The sequence below is a fragment of the Marinobacter sp. genome, assembly GCF_039977835.1.
In the GTDB taxonomy this organism is placed as follows: Bacteria; Pseudomonadota; Gammaproteobacteria; order Pseudomonadales; family Oleiphilaceae; genus Marinobacter.
Genome location: NZ_JBDWCL010000063.1, coordinates 25,373 through 47,401 on the forward strand (window position 1 = coordinate 25,373; position 22,029 = coordinate 47,401).

The window sequence follows — 22,029 nt, forward strand, 5'->3', positions numbered from 1 at the left end:
CCTCACTCGCCGTATTCGGTGATGTCGCCCGATGCGACATTGAAGGTTCGAACCGCAGGGAGGTTGTCGAGATCAACGCCAAACTCTTCAGCCTTCCCAGACTCGAAGTTGAGCGTAACTTTCCGCGCTCGGACAATTTCCGGATCGATCTTCATGTGGCGTGCCCACTTGGAAATGGACTCCGCTGAAGCACCATCATTGAAAAAGATGTCCAGACGAGAGTTTCGCGACACAGATTTTCTAACTTCGCTGACCAGGTCTTCGCAATCTTCGAGGCAGAAGTCGTTTACAAACAGAGCAACGTGAGTCGTGGTCGCGTTGTACTTCTCATTCCACTCCTGCTCCCAATGAGGAGCATCAATCACGACGGGGTTTTCGCCGAACAAGTCCTTGGCCGCTTTCATGCGTTCCACTTCGAAGGCCAATTCCAGTTCCATGCGCCGAGATTCGACCTTCATCCAGATCATGGCGTAGCGTTCACGCTCAGCAGGGTCCGTCTCGGAAACGCCGAGAGCCGTGAGTGGATCGAGTCCCGGAGACCAAATGCCTCGCGGACCCGACATGATCTTTCTGTACTTGATCCAGTCAGACTCTTTGAGCATCCACTGCTTAGCCAGAGACCTTTCTTCATCCGTCAGTTGCATGCCGGACTTCTGATCGAGACTCGATTGCGCGTGAGAGGAAACATTCCCCATCGAGCGGGTGTCTGTCGGAGTCTGTGCTATCGCAATGTCAGCCGTTACCACGCTGACCAGAAGAGAAGCCAAGAGGGTTTTGCGAATCATGAATTACCCCTCGCAATCGACAATGACTGTCGAGACTTCCCGTACTTCCGTTGACCGGGGCTGACTCAGGTCGGCGACCTGGACCGGCTGATCGCAGCCCTCTACTTTCATCGGTTCCGATGAAAGATTCGAAATGTAGTAACCACGATCTGTTGGAATAAAAATGCCCCGGGCAAAACTCCTGCTCTCGGAAGCAACCTCAGGAACGTTTTCGGCTTGTGGTGCTGTGTCCTCATGCATTTGCTGATCAGCAGCGTTGAAATACATACCCCCGCCAACAGCCACAACAAAAAGACCTGCCAATGTGATTGGTTCCATCTCTTAACCCTCCACGCTCAGGCGTCGAACTTTCGAGCCGGCTTTGAAAACCGCCTCACCATTCACTGCACCCCGAAGTTTCCATCCGCGGTAATAGTCACCAACTTTGAGGGGTACCCAACCACCTGATGCATCCTGAAGAACCACGTAAGGCTCGACACCCCACATGTCGATGCTGGCAACAGTGGCACCTTCCAGTGTCTGGACTTCTGAAATGGGCTGGGGTGCTGGCGCCGGTACTGTCTTAACGACAGTCCTTGCCGGACGCTCACTGAGGGTTTTGACTTCCTTGCTGACGACATCGATATCGAGTCGGTGCTCATCGAGGATTTTCCGATGATCTGACAACGTGGTCTTGATACCGCCCAGTTCGTTTTGGATGCTGTCCAGCACAGTTGACAGGGTTGCAAGGTCAGAACGGAATTGTTCGATGTCGGAGATGCGGGCCGTGTTCTCTGTAACAGCAGACTGTGTCTGGGCCAGACTCTGAGAAATCTCGCCATCCTGAGTCACCAGGTCCGAGATTGATTCCTGAAGGCCGAAAACTGTTTGCCGGATCTGACTATCGCTTTCGAGCTGATTAAAGCCAATCACTCCCGCGACGCTGAGAGCCAGCAATGAAACCACCAGAGCTGATCCACCCAGCAATTTTCCACCTCCACCTGAAGTTTTCGATGCTTTTTTTTTGGAGGTTTTGGACTTCACGGGGATTGGTTCCGGCTCAATTTCTGATTCGCCCTCGGAGCCGACAGCTCCCCTGGACTCGGACACCGGAAGATCCAGATCGAAATTCTCCAGTTCATCTTCGGATTGTTTGGCGCCAGGATCACGAAGTTCATTTGTCGCGACTCCAGCTTCCTCGAATGCGTCATGAGCCTCGCTCAACGCTACTTGCTCAGGCTCCCTGTTCATTGCGGCCGGTGAAATGCTCTGAACGATACCCTTTTGCAGCTTGCTCATGACTTGCCTCCCAGCTTTTCAGACAGCTCGAAGGCAACCTTTCGATGAACAGGATCTACGATCAGCTCGAAGGCTTCGCCAGAGAGCGTGTTCAAAGCGCGGTCCAAGGTCATCGGCCCAATAGTGCGATGAATGGCTGGGAGAGGAAGATCGAGGAGCACCTTAGCCTCTTCACTCAGCACAGAGGCATCAGCCAGAACATAGCCTGAGCGTGCCAGCAGAAATTCCACGGTTTGTCCGACGGAATTGATTGATTGAGGAACCCGAGTGCGAATCACTACCTTCAATGGATTCAGCTGATCAACTGGCGGGATGTTTTGAACAAACGAATACCGACCAGTTTGCATCCGCTCCACTTGCTCACGTTCTGCCTGGTCAGAAGGGATGACTGATTCTGCGTATGCTGAGACTGAGAGGCAGCACAGCAAAGCAAGGGGTAAAACTTTCATGGCAAAAACCTCTGAATAGAATTCAGGGGTAGCCTATGGGGTTTCCCTATTTAATTGCGGTTTAAAAGGTCACGGGTCGATGACCGTTTATTCGTGCCCTCCGCAGAAAAGAAAAAAGCACCCCAGTGGGTGCTTCGCTGTATTCGAGGACGGGTATAGCGAAACCCGATTTTGAGGCTGATCCGGAAATGGGGCGGTGGGATCGTTGTTCCCCCAATATTTTCGTGCGTGCTTATAGCGATCGCACGGCATGGCTAAAAACCACACAAAAGCCACTCGTCTGGCGTCCTATCATCACTGCAAGATTTGCTTGCCGGCTAACCGAGTCATTAACACAGATGAGGCTAGGCCGTGAACGCTAACCGGAATGCCCTGGAAGTTATCCAAGGCTTTCGGGATAGCGAGCGCGGTCCAAGGTTGGCAAAGAGGAACCCTTACCTGGTCAGCTCACAGTTTCTGAATTGAGGAGTAGAGATTAGCAAAGGGGAAAACTTTGCAGCTGAGCCCGGGGGCTTGGTTATGCTTGAATTCTTGCAGGTCGCCGAGTATTTCGCAACTAGAACTCTGCCACCCTCAAATCGACCAGTTCTGATTCCGATTGCTCGATCGCATCAATAAAACCTTTCAAGAGTCGGAGGTTTGCATTCAGGTAGATCAATTCCTCTTCGATGTCTTTGAGGTGTAGCACCTGGTTCGGATCGAAGACCTTGAGATAGTCCTTCACGGTCTTAGCATGAAGGCGAACGTATTTCCGGTCTCGCTTGGATGACCGAAATCGCCAGAAATATTTGGTAGTGGTTCCATCCGATCTACCAGCAATAGTCAGCTCGAAATCCTCCCCGAAATTTGAAATCAAATCGTCTCTGAGTTCAGCCGCTCTGGCTTCAAGCTGATCGCGAAATCGTTCGATATCCTTGCGGTACAAGTTTCGCCTCGCGCCCTCATTATCCTTAAAAGGTATTAGTAAATTTATATTTAAAGGGATGGTCACCGAAATTCCTCTCCTGATCCAAGCAGTAATAACCGGTTCTGATCCAGCACTGCTGCTGGTTTCGATCCAAGTTTCGGCCGGTTATGATCCATGCGTGAAACAAAAAAAGGGCGCCACCTTGGGCACCCAGTGATGTCGCCTAACACACTCCCCGGGAAATCAGGCTTCTGTTTCCGCTTCTGCTTCGGCTTTTGCCAGCACGCTGTCCAGCTTTGACTCCAGGTCTGCATTTACCTGCTTCGACGAACCGGCCTTTTTCTCTGATTTTGACAGATCTGCGCCCAGGGTATTCAGTCGTGTTTGGGGGAGAGAGGGTGCGTTTGGCGATCTGGTTGTGCCTTCCAAATAACCCTGCTCCAATTCACCCATAAGCTCTTTTGCTTTCTGAGCTCGCTGATTGTTGGCCGCCATGTCGTCGCGGCTGACCCCGGTGTGTCGGTACTTGTAAACCAGGTGCAGAACTCCTCTGACACGTTTCTCTACTCGAGCCAAAGTCTGAAACTTGGTTTTAGTCTCAATAAGGCCGATGTGACTAGCCAGCAAAATCTTCAGAACAATCTGATCCACCTTTAGGAGCTGGTAAACAAGCTGAAAACCGAGACGTGAAGCAAAGCGGACTGGAACTACCACAGGATTTTTCGAAGCCACATTTGGAAGCCTCATCGCTGATGGGACGTTTTCCTTGATGAATTCTTCGATATCAGCCAATTCAGCATCGAGATCCTCAGACAAATGCTCAATGCCCTCTTCAATTTGAGCAAAGTGGAAGTCCGCGTAGGGATCGTCTTCTCGTATTGCCTGTTCGAGCGAGCGTACTCGCGAACAGAATCCAGGAAGCCCAAGAATTCCATGCTTCTTTTCAGTTTTTTCCCGACCTTGCCAAAGCCTTAGCGCAGGTCGTGTTGCCAATTCGATCTCAATGTCCTGTGTAGGAGCAATTGATGCCATTTTTGATGTTTTATCGGTCATTTTCTGCTCCTTAGAATGCGACTTGTAGGTTACGAGTTTGAACTGGAATCGAGGCGTTGTTCTTTGACTGATTCATTACCTGCTCAATTTCTTTGATCTCCCGATAGATCATCGAAAGAGGCAGGTTCGTGCGGCGAGCGACCTCAAGCAAGCGGTGACGAATATCGGTAACCTCAATGAGATTCAGCCATTCTTCATAGATCCGGCATTGTTCTTCATGTGTTGGAACTACCAACCGTCCCCGAACAGTTGGAATACCCAAGATCCGTTTTCTGGTCGAGACGTGGGTTGTCCTCAACCCGAAGAATTCCTTCATGAGATTAAGACACGCTCCACGCATCAACATCTCATCAATCATCGCATGCTGTTCGGACTCGGAAGCCTCTACTTCGAGCAGCTTTGAAATCCTGGCTGCATTGATAGGGAACCAATCCTCCAGCGATTTCCCCGTTGCACAGTAATTCGCTGCGACGCGTGTGATTTGGTCAGGTTTAAGGGATTCAAGGATTCTTAGGGAGTCGATGGACAAGCCAATGTCTTCGACGGAGTCGAAAAAGCCGACTCTGGCATTGCCTAAGGTCTTTACTAGCAGTGCTGAGATGAATTGGGCGCTTTCATATCGGAAGTTTTCGCAGGCTGACACAGCTTATTCTCCTTGCTGAACCTGGTTTATAGCCTGAGGCTGCCTGTGGCGCCTCTTTGCGGAACAACTCAGTCCGTACAATCCCTGCCCGTTCTGCGTCCACACGTGTCCGTTAACACTTTGGCTGTCTGAATTTTCAGACAATCATTTACAAAATGTTACCGTCTGTCAAATTTTTAGTCAGTAATTAGCGCAAAAAAATTTATTTTGTCTGCAATTTCAGACGCAATACTTTATGCTGTAGTCATATGACTACGGTACAATTCGAGCACGAATAACTTTCAGCAATCAACCATGAGCTTTCGCAGGCGACGGCATTGCACACCAAGATACTTGAGGTTAATGCGTGGAAAGGCTCCCAATATTTACTGATGCCACTGAAGCGATAGAGTTCTTCGAAACAACTCCCACTTCCTGGTCTAGCAATCTGATGAAGGCGTGGGTTGTTCGGCATCTCGTTGAAGACGGTTATGCGAATGCTGATATTAGGGATGCTCTGAAAATTCGGAAAAAGTATGTTGTCACACACCTTATTCGTGTTGGCAAATCCTTATCACTAGAAGAGTTCCAGCTTTGGGCCCAGTACCCTGTAAGCATCACATTTGGTCACATGCGGGCAATAGCTTCACTGCCCTACCCCACGCGGCGAGACTTGTTAAAACTTTTGCTTAAAACAAAGACAACGGTCTCTCAACTAGAGCAAATTGCTCGAGGCAAAAAGCTGGACAATGAGACAGATATTCGAAAGCTTGAAAGGGACATCTCAGACCATACTGGCCAGCCAACCAGGATCCGCTTCAACCATAAAAAAAAATCAGGATCGATAACTGTCGATTTCTTTAGCCTGGATGAATTTGACTTCCTCTGTGAAAAGCTTGGCTACAAACCCTCTGATGACTTTTAAGATCACAGCATGTGGAGCCATCAACCTTAATAGCCTGCGACTAAACTCTGCTCTATCGTATCCCGATACCGCTAATACCACCCCAACCAAGTATCTATTTACCTGACCCGGATCACTGATCTGTGTGGGTGCTACACGCCACGGGTAAATCTGAATTCTGGGGGGTTACCCGCCACGGGTAAGTCTGGTTTCTGGGAGGTTACCCGCCACGGGTAAGTCTGGTTTCTGGGAAGTTACCCGCCACGGGTAAGTCTGGTTTCTGGGAGGTTACCCGCCACGGGTAAGTCTGGTATCTGGGAGGTTACCCGCGACGGGTAAATCTGAATTCTGAGAGGTTACCCGCGACGGGTAAAATCGAGTCAACTCCTCTGCCAATAGGAAAGGGGCAGCAGCATGCCGCCCTCGCCTATCAACCAGAGATTATCATGATTCATTCATCTTAAATTTCTTATTAAGAAGTTCGACGGCGGCTTCGATATCAGATTCTGAAAGACCCTCAATTTGAATTTTGCAAACACCGTCAGCTGAAACAGTTCGCTTCAGAACCCTTTTTCCATCTTTGCTTGCATAAACTTTTGGCGGAATTGACGAAGTGGGTGTTGATGGAGCCCTGACCGCGCTTTTGAGAGCAGCAACTACCTGATCATAGTTAAGTAATTCGCGACCCTCTTTCAGCGATTCTTTGCGATCCTCAAGAAGTTGCTCCGCCCTAGAAAAAAGCTTCTCAGGGTTTTTCTTCTTGAGTTTCGAAATGATCTCGCCGTAGCTTTGAGCCATATCACTTGGCGCCGGCAGAATTCGAACAAAGATCTCTTCAAGTTCGCAAAGCAATTTGTAACGTGAAGAAGTCGACTGAGAAAACCCTTTGGCCTTACTCAGTTCATTCCAGCTCCTGTATTCACCAAGTTCAATCAAACGCTCATAAGCCTGAGCCTTTTCAAAGAAAGATACATCCTTGCTGTCATTCTCAAGCAGACTCAAAGCTCTAACATCTACGTTGGGAACATCGCCCACAAATGTTTTGAAGTTAACGCCGGCAATACGACATGCAGCCCTACGTCGCGACCCATAAAGTAGCTCAAACCGTCCATCTGGTTTCGGACGCACCATCCCAGGGTACTGATTGCCACCACCAGAGCGAATTGTCGGTAAAATATCCGACAAAGAAATCTCATCAAGGAATTCCTGCTTCCGCTCATTTTCAGGCGATACATCAATGAGTGAAGGATCAATGTCCTGGAGCTCGAAGCTGACACTCTCCTTGCTGACCGGCATATCGAGAACAACTGAGCTACCTGTTGTTGAAGCACCAGCAAGAGCGGCCTTCAATTTCTCGTTGACTGACTCGTACTCACTTTCAAGATGTGCAACCTGCTCCTCAAGTTCATCGGTATAGGTTTTCTTCCGGACCGACTCATTACTAAAGGAATTCAATGCCGGACTTCTTGAACCCTCAAAGTAACTCTCATCGACTGGATCTGGCATCTCAGATTCGTCGTCAAGAATCGATAGCTTTGAAGCACCGTATTTATCTTTGTTAGCCATTTTTCATCTCCTATTCCGCGTGTCCGGCATCACGAATTTCTTTCCTTGCTTCACCTGCCTTGGCAACAATTTCATCGATTTTATCCAGGTGTGAACCTCTCATTGCATCGCCAAAAACTGTCTCAGTAAGGGCGTCGTGCATTTCTGCAAAAAGACGATCGTACATTTCAATCGTGGATTTTAGCTTCTTCCGGTTGTCAGCATCTGAGGGGTTTTTTTCGTAAATCGAGTATGTGGATGCATTAGCTTTTCCAATTTCATCTGATGCGTGTGCTTCAGCAGTCAGAACATCACCACGCTCAACAGTGAATACCTTCCTGATGATCTGGCCAAAGAATTGGGCATAAGATGATCCACTGAACTTCGTTATGAAGTAACGAAGATCTGGCAGGTGAGGTGCCACACCCATATCAATGTAAGAACGGGCAGTATCCGAAATCAGCTTCGAAAACTGTAATGTCGACGCGAAATCCAACAAGGCGGCCGGGGTTGGAACAAAGACGACGTCACAGGCACTGACGACATTCAACGTGGTCATGTTAAGTGAGGGCGTACCATCGATAATGATAAAGTCATAATCTTTCCCGACTTCACGTAAGCCTTCTCTTAGCTTGGCGATGAATTCAATTTTGGGCTTACGACTGGCTTCCATCAACTGAGGAAGTAACAGATCAATCGCCAGGTTCTCCAAACATGACGGAATAATATCAATGTTGTCCCAGTATGTTTTTTGGATAGCGTATCTTAAGTTCTTGGAGGACCCCCTTGGATGTCCCACCTCCCGAAGAGCAGCATCATCCTCAAGAATAAACGGCGCAAAGGTGTTCTCATACTTAATGTCGTAATCCGGACGTTTGCCAAAATAGAAAGACAGCGAACCTTGAGGATCAGTATCAAGAACCAGACACTTATAACCACGCATGGCCAGGTATTGTGAAAACAGGTGACAAGTTGTGGTTTTGTGGCTGCCACCTTTCAGATTTAGAACCCCGCATATTGCCGCCGGCAAATTTTCAGGCTTCGATGGTGACGTCCCAAGAACTCTCTGCATGTGGTTGATATGGTTAACTGTGTAGCCAGCCCGAACCTTTTTTGCTGTATCGGTACGATACTCGGGAGGAGGGAGTCGGCCGTCTTGCTCAGCCGCATACAACGTGCCTACACTGATGCCGACCATCTCTGCTGCTTGAGTAGTGCCGTATCGACGTTGCTGAATCCGGGAGTCTACCTCAGAGGTTTCAACCCACTCGGGATCGTACTTATCTTTTTGTGCGTCCTTAACAAGCTCAGGCATCTGGTCCATAACGCTAAAACCGCGCTTGACCACTTTATACATCTTAGAAATTGCCGCCTTTAACTTGTCAAAGCGTGAATCATCGTTGATGGACATTGTAATTCCTTCAAATTTGCCAGTTGACAACGGTACGATTGCTAGGATAATCACTGGTAATGTTACCAATTGCGCCAGAAAAAGCTATTTTCATTTCAAAGGATGGTACTTTTGGTCGATTGGTGAAAACACGACGAGTTTTGGCCAGCTGGATACGAAACATCTAACGACAGATAGCGCCGATACCAAAAAAAATATTGCGACCATCCCGGCAGGATGATTGGAAGGGCAAAATGGCAATGAATGCTAACAAGGTTCAAAATGACGTCCAGCTCGCACTGGACTTGTTTGGCCTCGACCCCCTTATCGACCGGGATTTTACTCACACGCTCTCGCTGTATGACGTTATCGGGAAATACATCTATGACAGACGCAGCAAAATCCTCACAGGCGTTACGTCGGCGGCAGATGCAAAATTCCAGCGAAAGATCATTCACGGTAACGCCGAAATTACAGCAACAATCACAGCCGCCAACATTGAACGCATCGGCAAGAATGGTGAGAGAGAAAGTGTCTTCGCATTTCCCGGAACTCGTGAACAAGCGATTGAAGATGTACTACGAAAACTAGCCACTGAAAGAAGAGCGGAAACCTACGAGACCCAGCTGCCAAACAAAAAGAAAAAATTTCATCTCATCGGGCTGCAGTTTTCCCTGTACGAAATTCACCAGGAGTTGGAGAGGCAAGGGAAGAGCTATAACTACGTCGAGATCAGGGAAGGGCTCGAAATTCTCTCCAAAGCAGGGCTGAGTTTCGTATCGGAAGATGGAAGCACACTCGCCAACGCCAACTTTTTCCCAGTTCTATTTTTCGCTGACGCCCCGAAGAAAGGCGATGCCCAAGCGTTCGTCTGCTTTCATCCGCTAGTTACGGATCTCATCACCAACACTAAATATCGCAGATCGAAATACAGCAAACTCTTTGAATTCCAGAGTCAGCGCGCGCGTTTGTTTTACGATCGGCTATGCTGCAGCTGGATTCAAGCCGGACCAGGTCGCCCATACAACATATTGCTTACAACGCTCATTGCCGCATGGAAGGATCCGGCAAACCGGCTCGCTAAAGATAAGGAGATCATCATTGAAGCACTCAACGAGCTGGTAGAGCGCGACATCATAGAAAAGTACGAAGCGGAGCCTAAGAAAAATAAAGGGAAGATCTACGATTGGTTGTTCACATTGCATGCGAGCAACTCATTTGCAAAACAGCAAGCTGCTGCCCAGAAGGTGTTCAACCAAATCACGGCTAAAGCTGAAGGTCGTGCACTGATGTCAGACGAAGGCCAATCGCAAGACAACGAGCATGACAATAGTGAAGGCAAGTCATCACAGATACCTTTTTAAGGTCTGGCCAGAATTTTATCCCTGAAACCCCACCAAAAAGTTTTCTGCCCTCCAAAAAATCCCCCAAACCACACCAATTTTTATCAGCTCCCCGGGAAACATTATCAATAAAAGCCTTTTTTGAACAAAGAATTGACATAGTTGGACAGCAAAAGGCTCATCGATCTCTAAAGCGTCAGAGAAATAGCTAAATACAACGTCTTGCTACGATCTTGGGATGCAAAGAAGGGGAGGGGAGTTGCATCTCTCAGACTGCTATCCAGCAACGTCTAAAAATCCAACAAACAGCTTTATGGCACTGTTTTATAATCTTTTTTACACGACAGCCAAGTGAAATTTGCTTGAGCTTATACGCCAAGGACTCCAAAACATCCCTTAAACCACACCAATAATTATGTTCACCAACGTTTGCCATTTTTTAGTGAATGATCAGCTGGGACGCGGAACACCAGCGGGCCAAGAGGGAAGGGCAGGGCGGTGCAGGGCAGGGAACGCCAAGAGAGGCCAGGACACTTGAACGGACACTGGATCACTAGTCGCTAGCGCGAGCGGTTACCAATCACCGACATAGTCAACAAAACTGTGTTATGGAGAATTTCACATTAGTGGGGTTTGTAGGATCTTTTACTAAGGTTAATGGGATAGAGGATGAAATGGGCTGTATTTTTACTGAGGTTTATCGGATAAAGACGTCATAAACCACTGATTCTGTGGATACTTCTTTGGATAACCTGTTAGTATCCTGTGGAGGAAATGGGGATATGTGGTTTATGGGATTATTTGGATGCGGTTTATGGGATTATTTCAGCTTGGTTAATCGGACCGTATGAGCGTGGTTAATCGGATTACTCAAAAGACCTCCATCCCTACCAGTAAAGGGTTCAAAGCTAATTAACCAATGAAACCTACCGTTATCACCCCGTTTTTAATCCGTCTTTAAAAATAATAATCAGAAATTGCCTGCTGCAATTTTTCATTAGAACGGAAATGCACTGGCGAGAACGCCAGCGCGCAACAAGCTGCATTTTTTTCTACTGAAATGAAAACAACCGCCATTCCTCAACCCAGCGCTCGACAACAAACGTCAGACCAAACAACTATATTTAGAAGGTGTGCGACCTTCAACGATCTCACCGCTTTTATAATCAACCTTCTGTCCAGGATCTAACTCACTTTGAAATTGCCAACCAGAAAGTTTGTGGAAAGCTGTGAAATGTGACCGCTCTTGATAAAGAAAAACCAATACGAGGGGGTTCAGTACGGGGTGTTACCCAGCAGTGGCAGGTAGTAAATTTCGTTCCTGAGACTGATAACGAAGGTAGTGGAATAGGGCGGTATGGACTGCACGCGTCGGATTGCAATTCCAGGATCGTTCAAGGTCAGCAAGCAATGATGCAGAGTTGCCGACATAGAATGATTTTTTGACACCCCCCTTTTGCACCGCAACCGGATGCAACGTCATTCTATTTGCATGAGCCCAGGAAACTGCGGCGTCTAGCAACTCGTATTGAAATTCAATGGTGTCATCGATGGCCGCAAGCAATTTCATCAGCGTGTGATCGTCTTCTTTAAGTCGCAGAGTAAATGGCAAAAGCTTTTGCTGTTGATCGGTCACCGGTAGATTAGCCTTTAAAAGGTAAGTGGAAGTTATTGGCATTTTGTCCAACCAAACTCCTTTTCGCAGTGTTTAAAAGGTCACTGAGCACTGACCTTTTGACTAATCTATTGGCAATTCCTCTGAGCTATCGTCTGGGCTTTGATTGAGGAGCCCGACGTGATTGGCAGATTTCTGAAGAAAAACGAGCCCACCCAGGACACAGGAGTGCCCACTCTCAGACCGATGCACCCAGTTGCTCTTAGTGGTGCAGACCTTTTAAACACGCCATCCCGGCAATCATTGATCTCAAAGATCAAACGATTAGTTTCAGCAACCGATGTTGTGTGGAACAGACATTATCTTTATGCCATTCAACAGTTCGCAGAATTAGCTCAGAACCTGCCCGCGTCCGAGATTCATCATCATTCGGAACAGGGTGGCTTGATTGACCACACCCTGGAAGCTTTGCATGCAGGGGTCAGAATTTCTCATGGATATATCCTGCCTCCAAACGCTGAACCTGAGAACATTGGTCCTGGTGCAGATCGCTGGAGATTCGGAGCATTCATCGCGATTTTGGCTCATGATTTGGGCAAGATCGTTACCGATTTAGAGGTTGTTTACAGAGCCCCTAACTCGACGTTCCAACAGTGGTTCCCTTGGTATGGAAATCTGCCGGCCGGCGTTGAATATCAATATCGATTTCGCAAGAAAATAGAAAATACCCGCCTCGCAAAGACGCTCCACGAAAAATCAGGAATGTCACTGTTGCCCAGATTGCTGACACCGGAGGCGACCAAATGGCTGTTTTCAGATATGGAGCTGGTCTCGCAACTATTCAGTACAGTGTCGCATTCAACTTTTGGAGGCCACGTAATAGCTGAAATTGTGAGGACAGCGGATGGTGCGAGTGTGTCAAAGAACCTCGGAGCAAATACAGGGAAGAAAGCGGACCACTCATTGGCAGTGCCTTTGCACGAAAAATTGGTTGTGTCGTTAAGAAAACTGGTGGCCGATGGGGACCTGATCCGAAATAAGCCTGGCGCGGCACTCTGGGTCACCGATGAGTACACCTGGGTTGTTTCTAAGGCAACAATAGAAGCAGTCCGGGCCCAGTTGCTCAACGAGGGCCACAGTGGTATACCAAAATCAGTCGTGACTATTTTTGGGATCCTCAAAGATCATGAATGCATCGTGGCGACACCAGAAGGTGATAGCGTCTGGTATGCAGAGATAGATGACCCCGCTAAAAACTGGCGTCAAAAGTTGACCTTTCTGTGCTTTAAAAACGAGATCATCTGGCCAACGTCACAACCGGATTTGTTTGATGGCACGGTGACTCCGATAGACCGAAAGGGAAATCCTTTGGCAGAAGATCAGCCGCGGGTAAAAGAGGCCATAGAATCGCAAGTCCCCGCCGATAAAAGCTTGGAGTCAGCTGTCTCTCTGCCATTCCCTGAACCAGCCAGCGTCCCTAAAAAGCCCACGAAAACCTGCAAACCAGATGGAAGTAGGGTAGGGCAGGTAACAAAATCCTGGAACGAAACGGTTGATCCGAAATCCAGCAGTACTACCAGTAATGATGAGGGCAAGTTGGGCCCAGAAAGAGGGCTTACCTCGAAAGATGCTGCCGACAAATGGAAAACTCGCCGACAGATCCAGGAAGAGGTGCTCCGTCAAAACGACTTTATCTCCTGGTTACTTCGCGGTATTGCGACCAAACGTATTCGCGTGAATGAACCCAAGGCGCCTGTCCATGTGCTTGAGAATCACATTGCTCTTGTGACACCAGCGATCTTCAATGATTTCCTTGATAAAAATCGACTTAAAAAGCAGATCTACGAGCGAAGGGCAGGGGATAAACGAGTTTTCACACTGCTTCAGAAAGAAATAGAAGCCCTCGATATTCACCAAAAAGGCATGAACGGAAAGAACATCGTCTCGGTCAGCGTTGAGGGCGTCCGGTCACGGAGTGAGCTTCGCGTTTACCTGCTAAACCGCGACTGCTTCCCATCATTGAACAACTTCAATGCCAACCCAGTAATAAAAATTCATCTCTGAACCCATCCGCTCTGGCGCGAAGCTGAGAACCTGCGCCCAAACTGCTATTTTCATGGAAAATAGATGACAATTTTCTTCGACTTACATGGAGTCCAATGAGCTGCTGTTGCTGCCTGATCACATAGAACGGCAATCGTTAAGTGGTGTCCGTCGTGGACGCTTGTTATATTCCGGCGTATCTTGCAAGTGATGGAACAAGAGACAATAAACGTTTGTCGATTTAACTCACTCCACTTGGCCGGAGACGGCGAGATCAGCGTCGCAAAAATGATAGCTATGCAACAGGAAGAAGTTCAGAGCTTCGATTCCCCCGGCTCGCGTCTATCGCATCTGTTGGATCGGATTGGGTTCAAAGAGCAGCGAGGAAAGATGCAGGGTTTTTATCAATATCTTCGAGAGAAAGATCCGGAAAATTTCGGAGATCTAAGCTACAGCACCGTCCGTGGTTGGTTTTCTTTATATTCGCCTTCCATCAAGAAAATCGCCTTCATCGTAGATGCCCTCAAACAGAACTACAGGATTCCGTGCGATGAGAAACACCTGAAGACCTGGTGGAAACTCGGTGGCATTTATCCGTTTTACCTGCCCGAAGCGGACAGTGGCGAAGAACTGAAAACTCTCGAGCTTGAGAGCAAAGAGACGCAGAACAAGCTGCTCTATCAAATTATGCGATTGATTTCCGAAGAGGATGGTAGTCTTCAGCACAGCCTGACCCAGGAGGAAATTCTATCTGTACTTGGAGCAACAACAGATTTTGCCCGGGACTTTGCAGACCCAAAACAAACCTCAGCGCCACAGCACTATCTCCGCGCAATAATTCGTGACCAAATCGCCAGGCGTGCGGACATCGAATCCTAGTTGATCCATACAAGTTGCGTAAGGCGGACCCACTTCACCCGTCTCCGTGCACGGCGTTATTTCGATTCGTTAGAATTGTCCTCATTTCTCTGGGTGTTGGTTCCCTCCCAATCCATTTCATCTCGGATGCTTTGGAATTTCCTCAAAATGTCCTTTAAAAACTCGACCTCTGCGGCAAGGCTTTGATTCGCGTTCTCTAACGACTGCTTCGACCGCTGCACATCCTCAAAAGAGGATTTTAATTCGCTGAGGGATTCTGCAACGCGTTGGGCTGTTGATTCTGAATCTGTGAGACGCCTCTCCAAGTCCTCAATAATAGAGCTCTGATTGGACAAAGACTCCTGAAGGCTCTTTGCACCCGCCCGGGTGTGAGACAACTCTTGTTCAAGGCGCTGACGCTCAACTGCTTCCAGGTTGGCAATTTCACGCTGCTCTTCCACCTGCTCCAGAAGTCTTGCCTTCTCGGTTCTATGCTCAGCAAATTGATCTTCGGCTTTGTTCCTGTAGCTGGCAAATTCCTCCTTGAGTTCGTCAAACTCGTCTCTTAAACGGGATAGTTGCTGATCGTGACGGTGTTCGAGTGCCGCTTTCTCGGAAGTGGCTTGTTCGAGCTGTTTTTTACGTTCAGTTATTTCTTCGCCCTGAGTGTGAATTTTTTCCTGCAACGCGATTTGCTTTTCCTGGTTGGCGGCCGCGGCAATTCTGAGTTGCTGATTGTCGACCTTGAGACTGTCTCTCTCGCTCTCTAGGTTCGCCAGTTTGGTCTCCAGCGTCTCAACCTCTGACTGTTTACCGGATAGCTTTTCTTCAAGGCCTCTGGCCAGCTCATCGAGTTCTTGACGTTGGGTTTCGAACTTGGCTTTCGCTTCATTAATTGCTGACTGCTGTTCTTCCTCCAGCTGAAAAATCAATGGCCGCACGAGCTTTGCCAGGTACTCCGATCGCTCAGCGTTCAGGTCAATAGCTGCCTGGAACTCTGAGTCTTCGTAGGTGGAGTCGATGTCCAGCCCGTGAAGGTAGTGAGCAATCTTTGCGGTGGAGCCCTTACCAAGAATTTGGCGGACCTGGTATGGGTTTACTGGTTTCCGGCTTTCCTGCAGCTCTTCAACGGCTCTGATGATGTCTGCTTCGCTGATACTGGCTGGCCTACCCATACGTGCACCTTCCTATCTATTAAAACAATGACTTAGACAACTAAGCGCGGACGGCGAGCTGTCTTGGTCAGTTTCTGAGTTTCATTTTATTAATTATAAACTAACGAAACAAAAGAAACACTAAAGAAAATGAGGGAGAATAAAAGCGCGATAATAGGCATTATCCCATCTTATGGGTGTATAATGGTGGGAGAGGGCGTTTTTTGAGGCTTTCTGGAGGGTAAGACTGAAGAAATGCAAATAAGATCGTCAGGCTTGACCAGGAGTAATCTCAACGGTCTGCTCGTGCGGGGCCAATTTCTTCACACCAGGCCTGGAGCAAGTATCAGGCCCAGCCAGTATAGTGATGGGGTCTGAAGACACCAATCCGCAATGTTTTCGAAAAAAATAGCCTGCGGCATTTGGTAAAAAAGCAACCAGACCTTGGCGGCCATGATTTCCAGTGTACTGTGGTCGTAAATGACTGATTGGAGATGTACTGATGGCTCTTGGAAAATTTGAGAATGGAATCGAGGTCCATAAGAACGCAGTGGCGGATGCGATTGAACACCATGGTGTCCATGTTCGACATGTACCAGGCTACGCCTACACGGTGGGGTGCTCAGATATAGGATTGCCAGAGCTGCTTGTCGAAAAGATGCCGCGCGAGCAAAGTGATGAACTGCTGAGGCTTTTGTTTCTCGCGGCTGAGCGGCGGGATACCCCGGCTAGGTCATGGGATGAGGTCGCTGTGGTCACTCCAAAGCCAGGTTTTGAGTCACTTTCGGTTGATCAGGTTAAGACGCGGTTGTTTGATGCCAGAACCCACTATGGGCATTGGAAGATTTCTGCAGTGAAAATATTGGTGCCGGGAGTGCCTCGTGACTGAAGAGCGATTAGTGGATTTTCAATCTGCTAAAGAGGCCAGAGAGCGTCTCCGGGAAATCATCGCTTTTAACAGCCAAAACGGTTTTATCTTTGTTGAAGAAAGCTGGAGAGACATCGGGCTTGCAACGGTGTACGTGGTGGACAGCGACATCAACACTATTCATGTGTTCCCCTGGGCGCCGGAGAAAGTCTCTATAGAAATTCCGGCGGAATCGCTGCCTTGGGAGCTTCTAAATCTCTCCTTTGAGGTAATTGCAGATCCAAAAGTGTATGTGGACAAAACGCACATCCTGCAGAGCGAGGCGATTGCTGCAACTGCGTTGAATGCTGAGCTTTCCCTTGGAAGCGTGAAAGCCGAACTGCGGCGACACATACTTGCCATCATGGACCTGTCTTCTAAGTCGGGTTTGCGGGATCTATATCAGTTAGAAGCTGAGAGTCTGGTGCCGAGGCACCGAATAGAAGCGATCGTGAGAAAAAAGTGTGGAAAAGAAAGTGACCAGTAAAAAGCTGACGACACAACCTCGCCCAACATATGCCGAGGCTTTCGATTCGAAGGTTCTTGCTCAGTATCCGGTTGAAGCGCAAGTAGCGCTTCTGGAGCTTATCCAGTCGGCTGAATCGAAGAATACGAAAAAAGCCACTGCGCAGGCTGTCCGGCACTACGTTGAGGTTTGGAACGGTCCTCTGCCCTGCACGCCAACTGACCTGTCTTTTTATCTCAATGAATACGCCAGAAGGCCCTCCTATGAAGAAAGCCCGGAAAGCGCGGTGCTGGACAAGCGGAGAAATAAAAACCTCAAGGGTTTTTCGATCGCCACGCTGGAACAGCGACGCAGTCTATTCGGGAGCTGGCACAAGCGCACTTTTGGGGATAATCCAAACAATTCAGATGCCGTGCGGGCAACCATGCGGTCCATTAGAGTGTCTTGTGGTGAACCTCAGGAACAGGCGAATGCCCTACCCATGAGGATTTTAAAGAACGCAGAGGAAAAGCTGCGTCGAAACCGACAGATCGCACTGGAACATGATGACCGGCAATCAATGCTCAAATTCTCTCGAAACCGAGCTCTTTTGCTGACGGCTTTCTGGTTCGGATTGCGCGCGTCCGAATTGGTCAATTTGCGCATCAAGGATGTGGAAATGTTCTGGGATGAAGACCCTCCTTGGATGCGAGTTACCATTCGAAGGTCCAAGACCGACAGAGAAGGAAGAGGGCAAAAAAAGCTTTTTGAAGCGTACCCGACTAAACATCTCTGCCCGATTTATGCGATCCGGCAATGGAAGGAGGACCGATTTCAAGGGGTCAGTGACGAGCGAAGTACGGATGGGCTTTTGCCGTTGTTCTCAAAAGTAGATCGTTGGGGCAACGTATGGACAAAAAATATCAACGCAAATTCGATGAATACTCTGATAGAGAAGTTGTTCACAGTTGATACCCAGGCCGCTCACGATCGATACACCAGCCACTCTATGCGTCGGGGATTGGCAAACTGGATGGACCAAGAGTATGGAAATCAAAAGGATATAATGGAGTGGATCGGATGGCGTGATCCACGAACAGCCTTGAGATACCTGGACGCTAGACATAGCTCGCCGACTGCCCTGACCAAGGCAAAGCTAGCAAAAGGACGGAAAGACGAATCTGACGGGTCTTAATCATTATTTATGCAGAGGGGGCCCAGTTCTACATCCATAGATCCACGGTGTTAATGGTCGCTTCAAGCTTGGCCAGAATGACCGGCCACTCATTTGCCAGGCGGCCAGTCTTGCAAGACCTTGCCGACCTGTTTTCTGGATAACAGCCTTCTGACGATGGAGCGCTGGGCGGCCGGCTGTTCTGGTTTCGGCTTTTGGTCGATGATTCTGTTGAAAACTTCTTCCCTGTTGATCGCAACCTCGGGCGGGGCATCAATTGAAAGCTTTACCCTTGAACTGTCCAGTCGCGTAACGGTGATTTTGATGTTGTCGTTGATAATGATGCTCTCGAACAGCATCCTTTCTAATGTCAGTGCCATGGCGAATGACGGCCTTGTGAGATGAATCAGCGGTTACTGTAAATGAGTTCGCTCTTGGCGAAGACTCGTAAAGGTTGAGCTTCCTTAACTCTGTCTTTCCTGAATCCGGCATAGACTTCGATGGCCTCTATACCGGGTATTGAGTTATAGGCTGTTCTCTTTGTGAGCTGCGCGTAAGCATCCAGTGGATTAGTTGAAGGAACATCAAAGCGGTAAACCTTGGATTGGTCAGTAATGATGTCGATGCTGAACGCATGGGCTCGTCCAGGCCGCACCTCGCGGCTTTTTACGTCACGGGCAAAAAGCATGCTAGCAAGGCTTTCAAGATAAAGGCTATCTATGTGGCCGGTCAGGCTAAGTCCTTCCAGGAATCCGGAAAGCCGGTAGCGCCACTCAATCTGGCCCAGTTCCGAGCATGCGGGTTTGAGGTTGTTCAGATACTCCAGTATCAATGAGCTGGCGCCGAGCAAGCGACTCTCGATGTCGCAAAACAAGTCATTGGTCTGTTGTTGATTTAAAACGGTCATCAGGAAGGTTCACTCATGCGCTGGATGCGTTTGGATTGATCAGCTCGTAGGGCAACTCGCTGTTTGTGAGAACCCAGTCCAGCTTCTCTTGATAGGCCGGGTCGCAGACGTCTGGGTACAGATAGACCGCCGTCGGGGTCTCTGTGTCGGTGAGAAGGATCGACGCAAGGACTTCGGTGCTTTTAAGGTTGTAGCGAAGGCATTTAGTGAAGTAGCGGCCCGTTGCACGGTACTTCTCAACCAGGTCCAACTCTTCACGGTTTTCGAAAGGCAGCCACTGAGCATCGACCGTCATCAAGGACAGTGTGTCAGCTTGAAGGTTGCCTGTAGCGGATCGGGTGAATGTGGTGATGCAAAGCAAGTGGATTTGGGCATCCTCAGCAAAGAACGCCAATTCGGTCCCGTAGTTTTTTCCCATGCGCCGGTAAATGTCGTCGGCAAGGTAAATGGGGACGTCCGGCATGTGTTTGATGATCATCCGATGTCCAAACCGGGCTGGTTCGAACGCTTTCACCTCACCTATCATCAAACCCATGGGCTGGTTTTTGGCAGTGGCCTTGAGATCAGAAAAAAATCGCGCTCGCCGGCGAAGGATGTCGTCTTTATGCTCCACTGAAAACGGCTCAGGAATGAGCAGGGAATCGACGATAGCCTTCCGGCCCGAAATTTTCCCTTCGGCGGCCTCAAGCATATATTTGCGAACCACGAACCAATTTCTCTTACCCGCCATTCGGGGAGACCAGCGGTTCAACCCTGCGTCCTCATAGAGAAGGTGCAAAAGCGATCGTACTGATAATTTAGCCGGGTCGGATTTCGTAGTTGGCGCCTGGGTAGATTGGCCCTTTATTGGCGAGGCGATTGGGGCTGTTCCGCGCTTGCTCAAACTGAAGTCCAGCCGAAGCTTGGTAATGCCGCCATCCTGATCTTCTTCAATTGCTTTCTGACCCAGTGCGCCGCGGCCCGATAGCTCGGGTGGAATCTCGTAACAGTCACATTTCGGATCGTGTTGTGGCCCGGTAAACGGCATCCGCTTCACCAAGAAAGAGTCATCGTCCACCTTGGACACATAGAGGGGAAGTCCCGGATCTTTGCAACCACAAAGAGGCCTGGCCCGTGTGCTATAGGCAGAGGCAAGAAGCGCTTGTCGCTCGGGATGGTCCGTCGGTACCAGCTGGTCGTTCAGGATGAATGCCACCTGTGCCATATCAGCCTCGCTTTCCGTATGCGGACAGAATGATCAGCGCTTCTTGATTGGTTAGCCCATTACTGGCTCTATCAAGAAACAGGCTGTTTACGACAGGATCCTTGCGAGCCGCGCTGTAGATAACATTCAAAACTTCTGGAGTTGTTGCAGACTGCGGCGGATTCAGTTGAGCCAGAGAACGCGCCACGCTGATCTTTTCAGCCAATGCATCGGCTTTGATCTGTTGGAAATGCGCGGGCGGGTTGGGGTTGATCGTGTTGGAGCTCAACGTCTGTTCTTCTGATAACAGGTTCTCGAGGCTGAACTTAGGTAAGGGGCCCAGTGTGGAGTAAAACATCGGGAAGGTGAAATACGAGGCCACCACACCAAGAATGAAACCAAAAAGCAGTCTAATCATTGCGTGAGGCCTCTTCCTTTGCCTGTCAGATCTTCAATGCGGTTTTGGTGCGCCCGGCGAGGCTTTCCGCCACGTCGGCCGGCGTGATTGGAGACTGATCGTTCACCCAAACGGTAATCGTTATCTCGCTGGCAGCGGCAGTTTGTTTTGTAATGTTGTGATCAATGACATAAAGCGCATCGCCATGCTGCCGGTGAGCCCGCATATGATAGTAAACGGACGGTTCTGAGTCATAGGCCCAGGCAAATGTCTGCATTTTCGTATTTGCCATTGCCCCCCATTCCTGGCGGATCTCCTGCTCGGACAGATACCCGTACTCTTTCTTGATTCGGATAAACGCCACATCAACGTTTACTGGTGCGGAAAAAGAGGTAGAGAACTCAGTAAAGGTTTTTGCGACGGAAGACGAGCTATCCGTGCCTGAAGAATCTGATTGGGTGGAAGACTGGTCCGAGGGCTTGTATGTGCTGCCCGGGATCGAGCCGTCGTGGTTTAAGGGTTCACCTGTCAGTGGGTTATTGATGCAGGTGACGCATTTCCCGCCAACTAATACGTGTTCAGTTGTTGAGCAGCCAGTTAAGGTCGCTGCCAATCCCAGTGACAAAGCAAGGCACTTTAATTTCACGAGTTTTCTCCACAAGATCGTAACTGTGTTTGCACACCAGGATCAGGGCAGACGGCGTGAAACCAGAGGACAGGAAACCTGTTTGCGACCGCCCATGAAGCTGACATCGATTGTGCCGCTGCTGGTGCGAGAAACCATCAATCAAAAGGTCACAACTTAACGACCTTTTAAATCTGGTGCCGCAAGGAAGTTGCCACGATCATGACAACCAGTGGAGATCTCATCCTTGATTCTTGCCCGAACCACTGGGGTACGGCGCTTCCATGCAATGCAGGAATTCAGGGAGATAGTGCATCGCAAAGGGGGTCGTGGCAACATCTCGACGGCTTTAAGCGTGAAACTCTGAGGGTAATTGTGGCATAGACCATGTTTTTGCGTTTAATTTTCATCCAAAATAATGTCTAATTTGTAACATACTGTAAGC

At 48.9% G+C, this 22,029-nt stretch carries 23 protein-coding genes; 7 read left to right on the forward strand and 16 right to left on the reverse strand.

What is annotated here, in order from left to right; translation table 11 throughout:
- Positions 1-2 precede the first annotated feature (2 nt).
- The 7 genes from ABJM11_RS17670 to ABJM11_RS17700 form a co-directional block, all read right to left on the reverse strand.
- The gene (locus ABJM11_RS17670; RefSeq protein WP_100689776.1) at positions 3-785 is read right to left on the reverse strand and encodes a TIGR03759 family integrating conjugative element protein; all 783 of its coding nucleotides are present in this window, start codon (positions 783-785) and stop codon (positions 3-5) included.
- A gap of 3 nt (positions 786-788) precedes the next feature.
- Positions 789-1,103: a hypothetical protein gene (locus ABJM11_RS17675; RefSeq protein WP_348296198.1), complete on the reverse strand. Its 315-nt coding sequence runs from the start codon at positions 1,101-1,103 to the stop codon at positions 789-791.
- 3 nt (positions 1,104-1,106) lie between these two features.
- Positions 1,107-2,063, reverse strand: coding sequence for a hypothetical protein (locus ABJM11_RS17680; protein ID WP_348296199.1), 957 nt, complete (start codon positions 2,061-2,063; stop codon positions 1,107-1,109).
- Entirely contained in the window at positions 2,060-2,512 is a 453-nt protein-coding gene (locus ABJM11_RS17685) for a pili assembly chaperone (protein ID WP_206855401.1), read from the reverse strand. Before ABJM11_RS17685 ends, ABJM11_RS17680 begins: the two co-directional genes overlap by 4 nt.
- Positions 2,513-3,068: 556 nt before the next feature.
- Complete coding sequence (locus ABJM11_RS17690) at positions 3,069-3,503, reverse strand: hypothetical protein (protein WP_100689772.1); 435 nt, start codon at positions 3,501-3,503, stop codon at positions 3,069-3,071.
- Between the two features lie 159 nt (positions 3,504-3,662).
- Positions 3,663-4,472 carry a PFL_4669 family integrating conjugative element protein gene (locus tag ABJM11_RS17695; RefSeq protein ID WP_100689771.1) on the reverse strand — a complete coding sequence of 270 codons (810 nt, stop codon included), beginning with the start codon at positions 4,470-4,472 and terminating at the stop codon, positions 3,663-3,665.
- Positions 4,473-4,482: 10 nt separating this feature from the next.
- Positions 4,483-5,115 carry an STY4526/YPO1902 family pathogenicity island replication protein gene (locus tag ABJM11_RS17700; protein WP_100689770.1) on the reverse strand — a complete coding sequence of 211 codons (633 nt, stop codon included), beginning with the start codon at positions 5,113-5,115 and terminating at the stop codon, positions 4,483-4,485.
- 346 nt (positions 5,116-5,461) lie between these two features.
- Between ABJM11_RS17700 and ABJM11_RS17705 the strand changes: the two genes are divergently transcribed.
- Entirely contained in the window at positions 5,462-6,019 is a 558-nt protein-coding gene (locus ABJM11_RS17705) for a transcriptional regulator (RefSeq protein ID WP_100689769.1), read from the forward strand.
- 423 nt (positions 6,020-6,442) lie between these two features.
- Here the strand turns inward: ABJM11_RS17705 and ABJM11_RS17710 are convergent, their stop codons facing one another.
- Both ABJM11_RS17710 and ABJM11_RS17715 read right to left on the reverse strand, forming a co-directional pair.
- Complete coding sequence (locus ABJM11_RS17710) at positions 6,443-7,564, reverse strand: ParB/RepB/Spo0J family partition protein (protein ID WP_100689768.1); 1,122 nt, start codon at positions 7,562-7,564, stop codon at positions 6,443-6,445.
- A 10-nt stretch (positions 7,565-7,574) separates the two neighbouring features.
- Positions 7,575-8,954, reverse strand: a complete 1,380-nt coding sequence (locus ABJM11_RS17715; protein WP_348296200.1) for an AAA family ATPase — start codon at positions 8,952-8,954, stop codon at positions 7,575-7,577.
- A gap of 233 nt (positions 8,955-9,187) precedes the next feature.
- Between ABJM11_RS17715 and repC the strand changes: the two genes are divergently transcribed.
- Complete coding sequence (gene repC, locus ABJM11_RS17720) at positions 9,188-10,297, forward strand: replication protein C, IncQ-type (protein ID WP_083231806.1); 1,110 nt, start codon at positions 9,188-9,190, stop codon at positions 10,295-10,297.
- A gap of 1,267 nt (positions 10,298-11,564) precedes the next feature.
- Here the strand turns inward: repC and ABJM11_RS17725 are convergent.
- A complete protein-coding gene (locus tag ABJM11_RS17725) occupies positions 11,565-11,963 on the reverse strand; it encodes a hypothetical protein (RefSeq protein WP_069183737.1) in 399 nt (132 codons plus the stop codon).
- A 108-nt stretch (positions 11,964-12,071) separates the two neighbouring features.
- Here ABJM11_RS17725 and mobH point away from each other — a divergent pair, with 108 nt between their 5' ends.
- The gene (mobH, locus tag ABJM11_RS17730) at positions 12,072-13,955 is read left to right on the forward strand and encodes a MobH family relaxase (protein WP_227521128.1); all 1,884 of its coding nucleotides are present in this window, start codon (positions 12,072-12,074) and stop codon (positions 13,953-13,955) included.
- 189 nt (positions 13,956-14,144) lie between these two features.
- The gene (locus ABJM11_RS17735) at positions 14,145-14,813 is read left to right on the forward strand and encodes a hypothetical protein (protein ID WP_348296201.1); all 669 of its coding nucleotides are present in this window, start codon (positions 14,145-14,147) and stop codon (positions 14,811-14,813) included.
- Between the two features lie 56 nt (positions 14,814-14,869).
- Here the strand turns inward: ABJM11_RS17735 and ABJM11_RS17740 are convergent, their stop codons facing one another.
- Positions 14,870-15,967: a DNA-binding protein gene (locus ABJM11_RS17740; protein ID WP_100689765.1), complete on the reverse strand. Its 1,098-nt coding sequence runs from the start codon at positions 15,965-15,967 to the stop codon at positions 14,870-14,872.
- Between the two features lie 481 nt (positions 15,968-16,448).
- Here ABJM11_RS17740 and ABJM11_RS17745 point away from each other — a divergent pair, with 481 nt between their 5' ends.
- The 3 genes from ABJM11_RS17745 to ABJM11_RS17755 are packed head-to-tail and all read left to right on the forward strand — an operon-like array spanning position 16,449 to position 18,493.
- Complete coding sequence (locus ABJM11_RS17745) at positions 16,449-16,835, forward strand: DUF4262 domain-containing protein (protein WP_100689764.1); 387 nt, start codon at positions 16,449-16,451, stop codon at positions 16,833-16,835.
- A complete protein-coding gene (locus ABJM11_RS17750) occupies positions 16,828-17,340 on the forward strand; it encodes a hypothetical protein (protein WP_100689763.1) in 513 nt (170 codons plus the stop codon). The genes ABJM11_RS17745 and ABJM11_RS17750 overlap by 8 nt, the downstream gene beginning before the upstream one ends.
- The gene (locus ABJM11_RS17755; protein ID WP_157807849.1) at positions 17,318-18,493 is read left to right on the forward strand and encodes a tyrosine-type recombinase/integrase; all 1,176 of its coding nucleotides are present in this window, start codon (positions 17,318-17,320) and stop codon (positions 18,491-18,493) included. Before ABJM11_RS17750 ends, ABJM11_RS17755 begins: the two co-directional genes overlap by 23 nt.
- 89 nt (positions 18,494-18,582) lie before the next feature.
- Here the strand turns inward: ABJM11_RS17755 and ABJM11_RS17760 are convergent, their stop codons facing one another.
- The 5 genes from ABJM11_RS17760 to ABJM11_RS17780 are packed head-to-tail and all read right to left on the reverse strand — an operon-like array spanning position 18,583 to position 21,605.
- Positions 18,583-18,852: a carbon storage regulator gene (locus tag ABJM11_RS17760; protein WP_100689761.1), complete on the reverse strand. Its 270-nt coding sequence runs from the start codon at positions 18,850-18,852 to the stop codon at positions 18,583-18,585.
- Between the two features lie 26 nt (positions 18,853-18,878).
- Positions 18,879-19,379, reverse strand: coding sequence for a hypothetical protein (locus tag ABJM11_RS17765; RefSeq protein WP_100689760.1), 501 nt, complete (start codon positions 19,377-19,379; stop codon positions 18,879-18,881).
- Between the two features lie 13 nt (positions 19,380-19,392).
- A complete protein-coding gene (locus tag ABJM11_RS17770) occupies positions 19,393-20,583 on the reverse strand; it encodes a DUF1173 family protein (RefSeq protein ID WP_100689759.1) in 1,191 nt (396 codons plus the stop codon).
- Position 20,584: 1 nt separating this feature from the next.
- Entirely contained in the window at positions 20,585-20,980 is a 396-nt protein-coding gene (locus ABJM11_RS17775; protein WP_100689758.1) for a hypothetical protein, read from the reverse strand.
- A 25-nt stretch (positions 20,981-21,005) separates the two neighbouring features.
- On the reverse strand, positions 21,006-21,605 hold the full coding sequence (locus tag ABJM11_RS17780; protein WP_100689757.1) for a hypothetical protein: 600 nt from the start codon (positions 21,603-21,605) through the stop codon (positions 21,006-21,008).
- Positions 21,606-22,029 lie beyond the last annotated feature (424 nt).

Coding starts and splice junctions, on each gene's coding strand:
- ABJM11_RS17670 (WP_100689776.1), bottom strand. CDS start 785: ATGATTCGCAAAACCCTCTTGGCTTCTCTTCTGGTCAGCGTGGTAACG.
- ABJM11_RS17675 (WP_348296198.1), bottom strand. CDS start 1,103: ATGGAACCAATCACATTGGCAGGTCTTTTTGTTGTGGCTGTTGGCGGG.
- ABJM11_RS17680 (WP_348296199.1), bottom strand. CDS start 2,063: ATGAGCAAGCTGCAAAAGGGTATCGTTCAGAGCATTTCACCGGCCGCA.
- ABJM11_RS17685 (WP_206855401.1), bottom strand. CDS start 2,512: ATGAAAGTTTTACCCCTTGCTTTGCTGTGCTGCCTCTCAGTCTCAGCA.
- ABJM11_RS17695 (WP_100689771.1), bottom strand. CDS start 4,472: ATGACCGATAAAACATCAAAAATGGCATCAATTGCTCCTACACAGGAC.
- ABJM11_RS17710 (WP_100689768.1), bottom strand. CDS start 7,564: ATGGCTAACAAAGATAAATACGGTGCTTCAAAGCTATCGATTCTTGAC.
- ABJM11_RS17715 (WP_348296200.1), bottom strand. CDS start 8,954: ATGTCCATCAACGATGATTCACGCTTTGACAAGTTAAAGGCGGCAATT.
- repC (WP_083231806.1), top strand. CDS start 9,188: ATGGCAATGAATGCTAACAAGGTTCAAAATGACGTCCAGCTCGCACTG.
- ABJM11_RS17735 (WP_348296201.1), top strand. CDS start 14,145: ATGGAACAAGAGACAATAAACGTTTGTCGATTTAACTCACTCCACTTG.
- ABJM11_RS17740 (WP_100689765.1), bottom strand. CDS start 15,967: ATGGGTAGGCCAGCCAGTATCAGCGAAGCAGACATCATCAGAGCCGTT.
- ABJM11_RS17745 (WP_100689764.1), top strand. CDS start 16,449: ATGGCTCTTGGAAAATTTGAGAATGGAATCGAGGTCCATAAGAACGCA.
- ABJM11_RS17760 (WP_100689761.1), bottom strand. CDS start 18,852: ATGGCACTGACATTAGAAAGGATGCTGTTCGAGAGCATCATTATCAAC.
- ABJM11_RS17765 (WP_100689760.1), bottom strand. CDS start 19,379: ATGACCGTTTTAAATCAACAACAGACCAATGACTTGTTTTGCGACATC.
- ABJM11_RS17770 (WP_100689759.1), bottom strand. CDS start 20,583: ATGGCACAGGTGGCATTCATCCTGAACGACCAGCTGGTACCGACGGAC.
- ABJM11_RS17775 (WP_100689758.1), bottom strand. CDS start 20,980: ATGATTAGACTGCTTTTTGGTTTCATTCTTGGTGTGGTGGCCTCGTAT.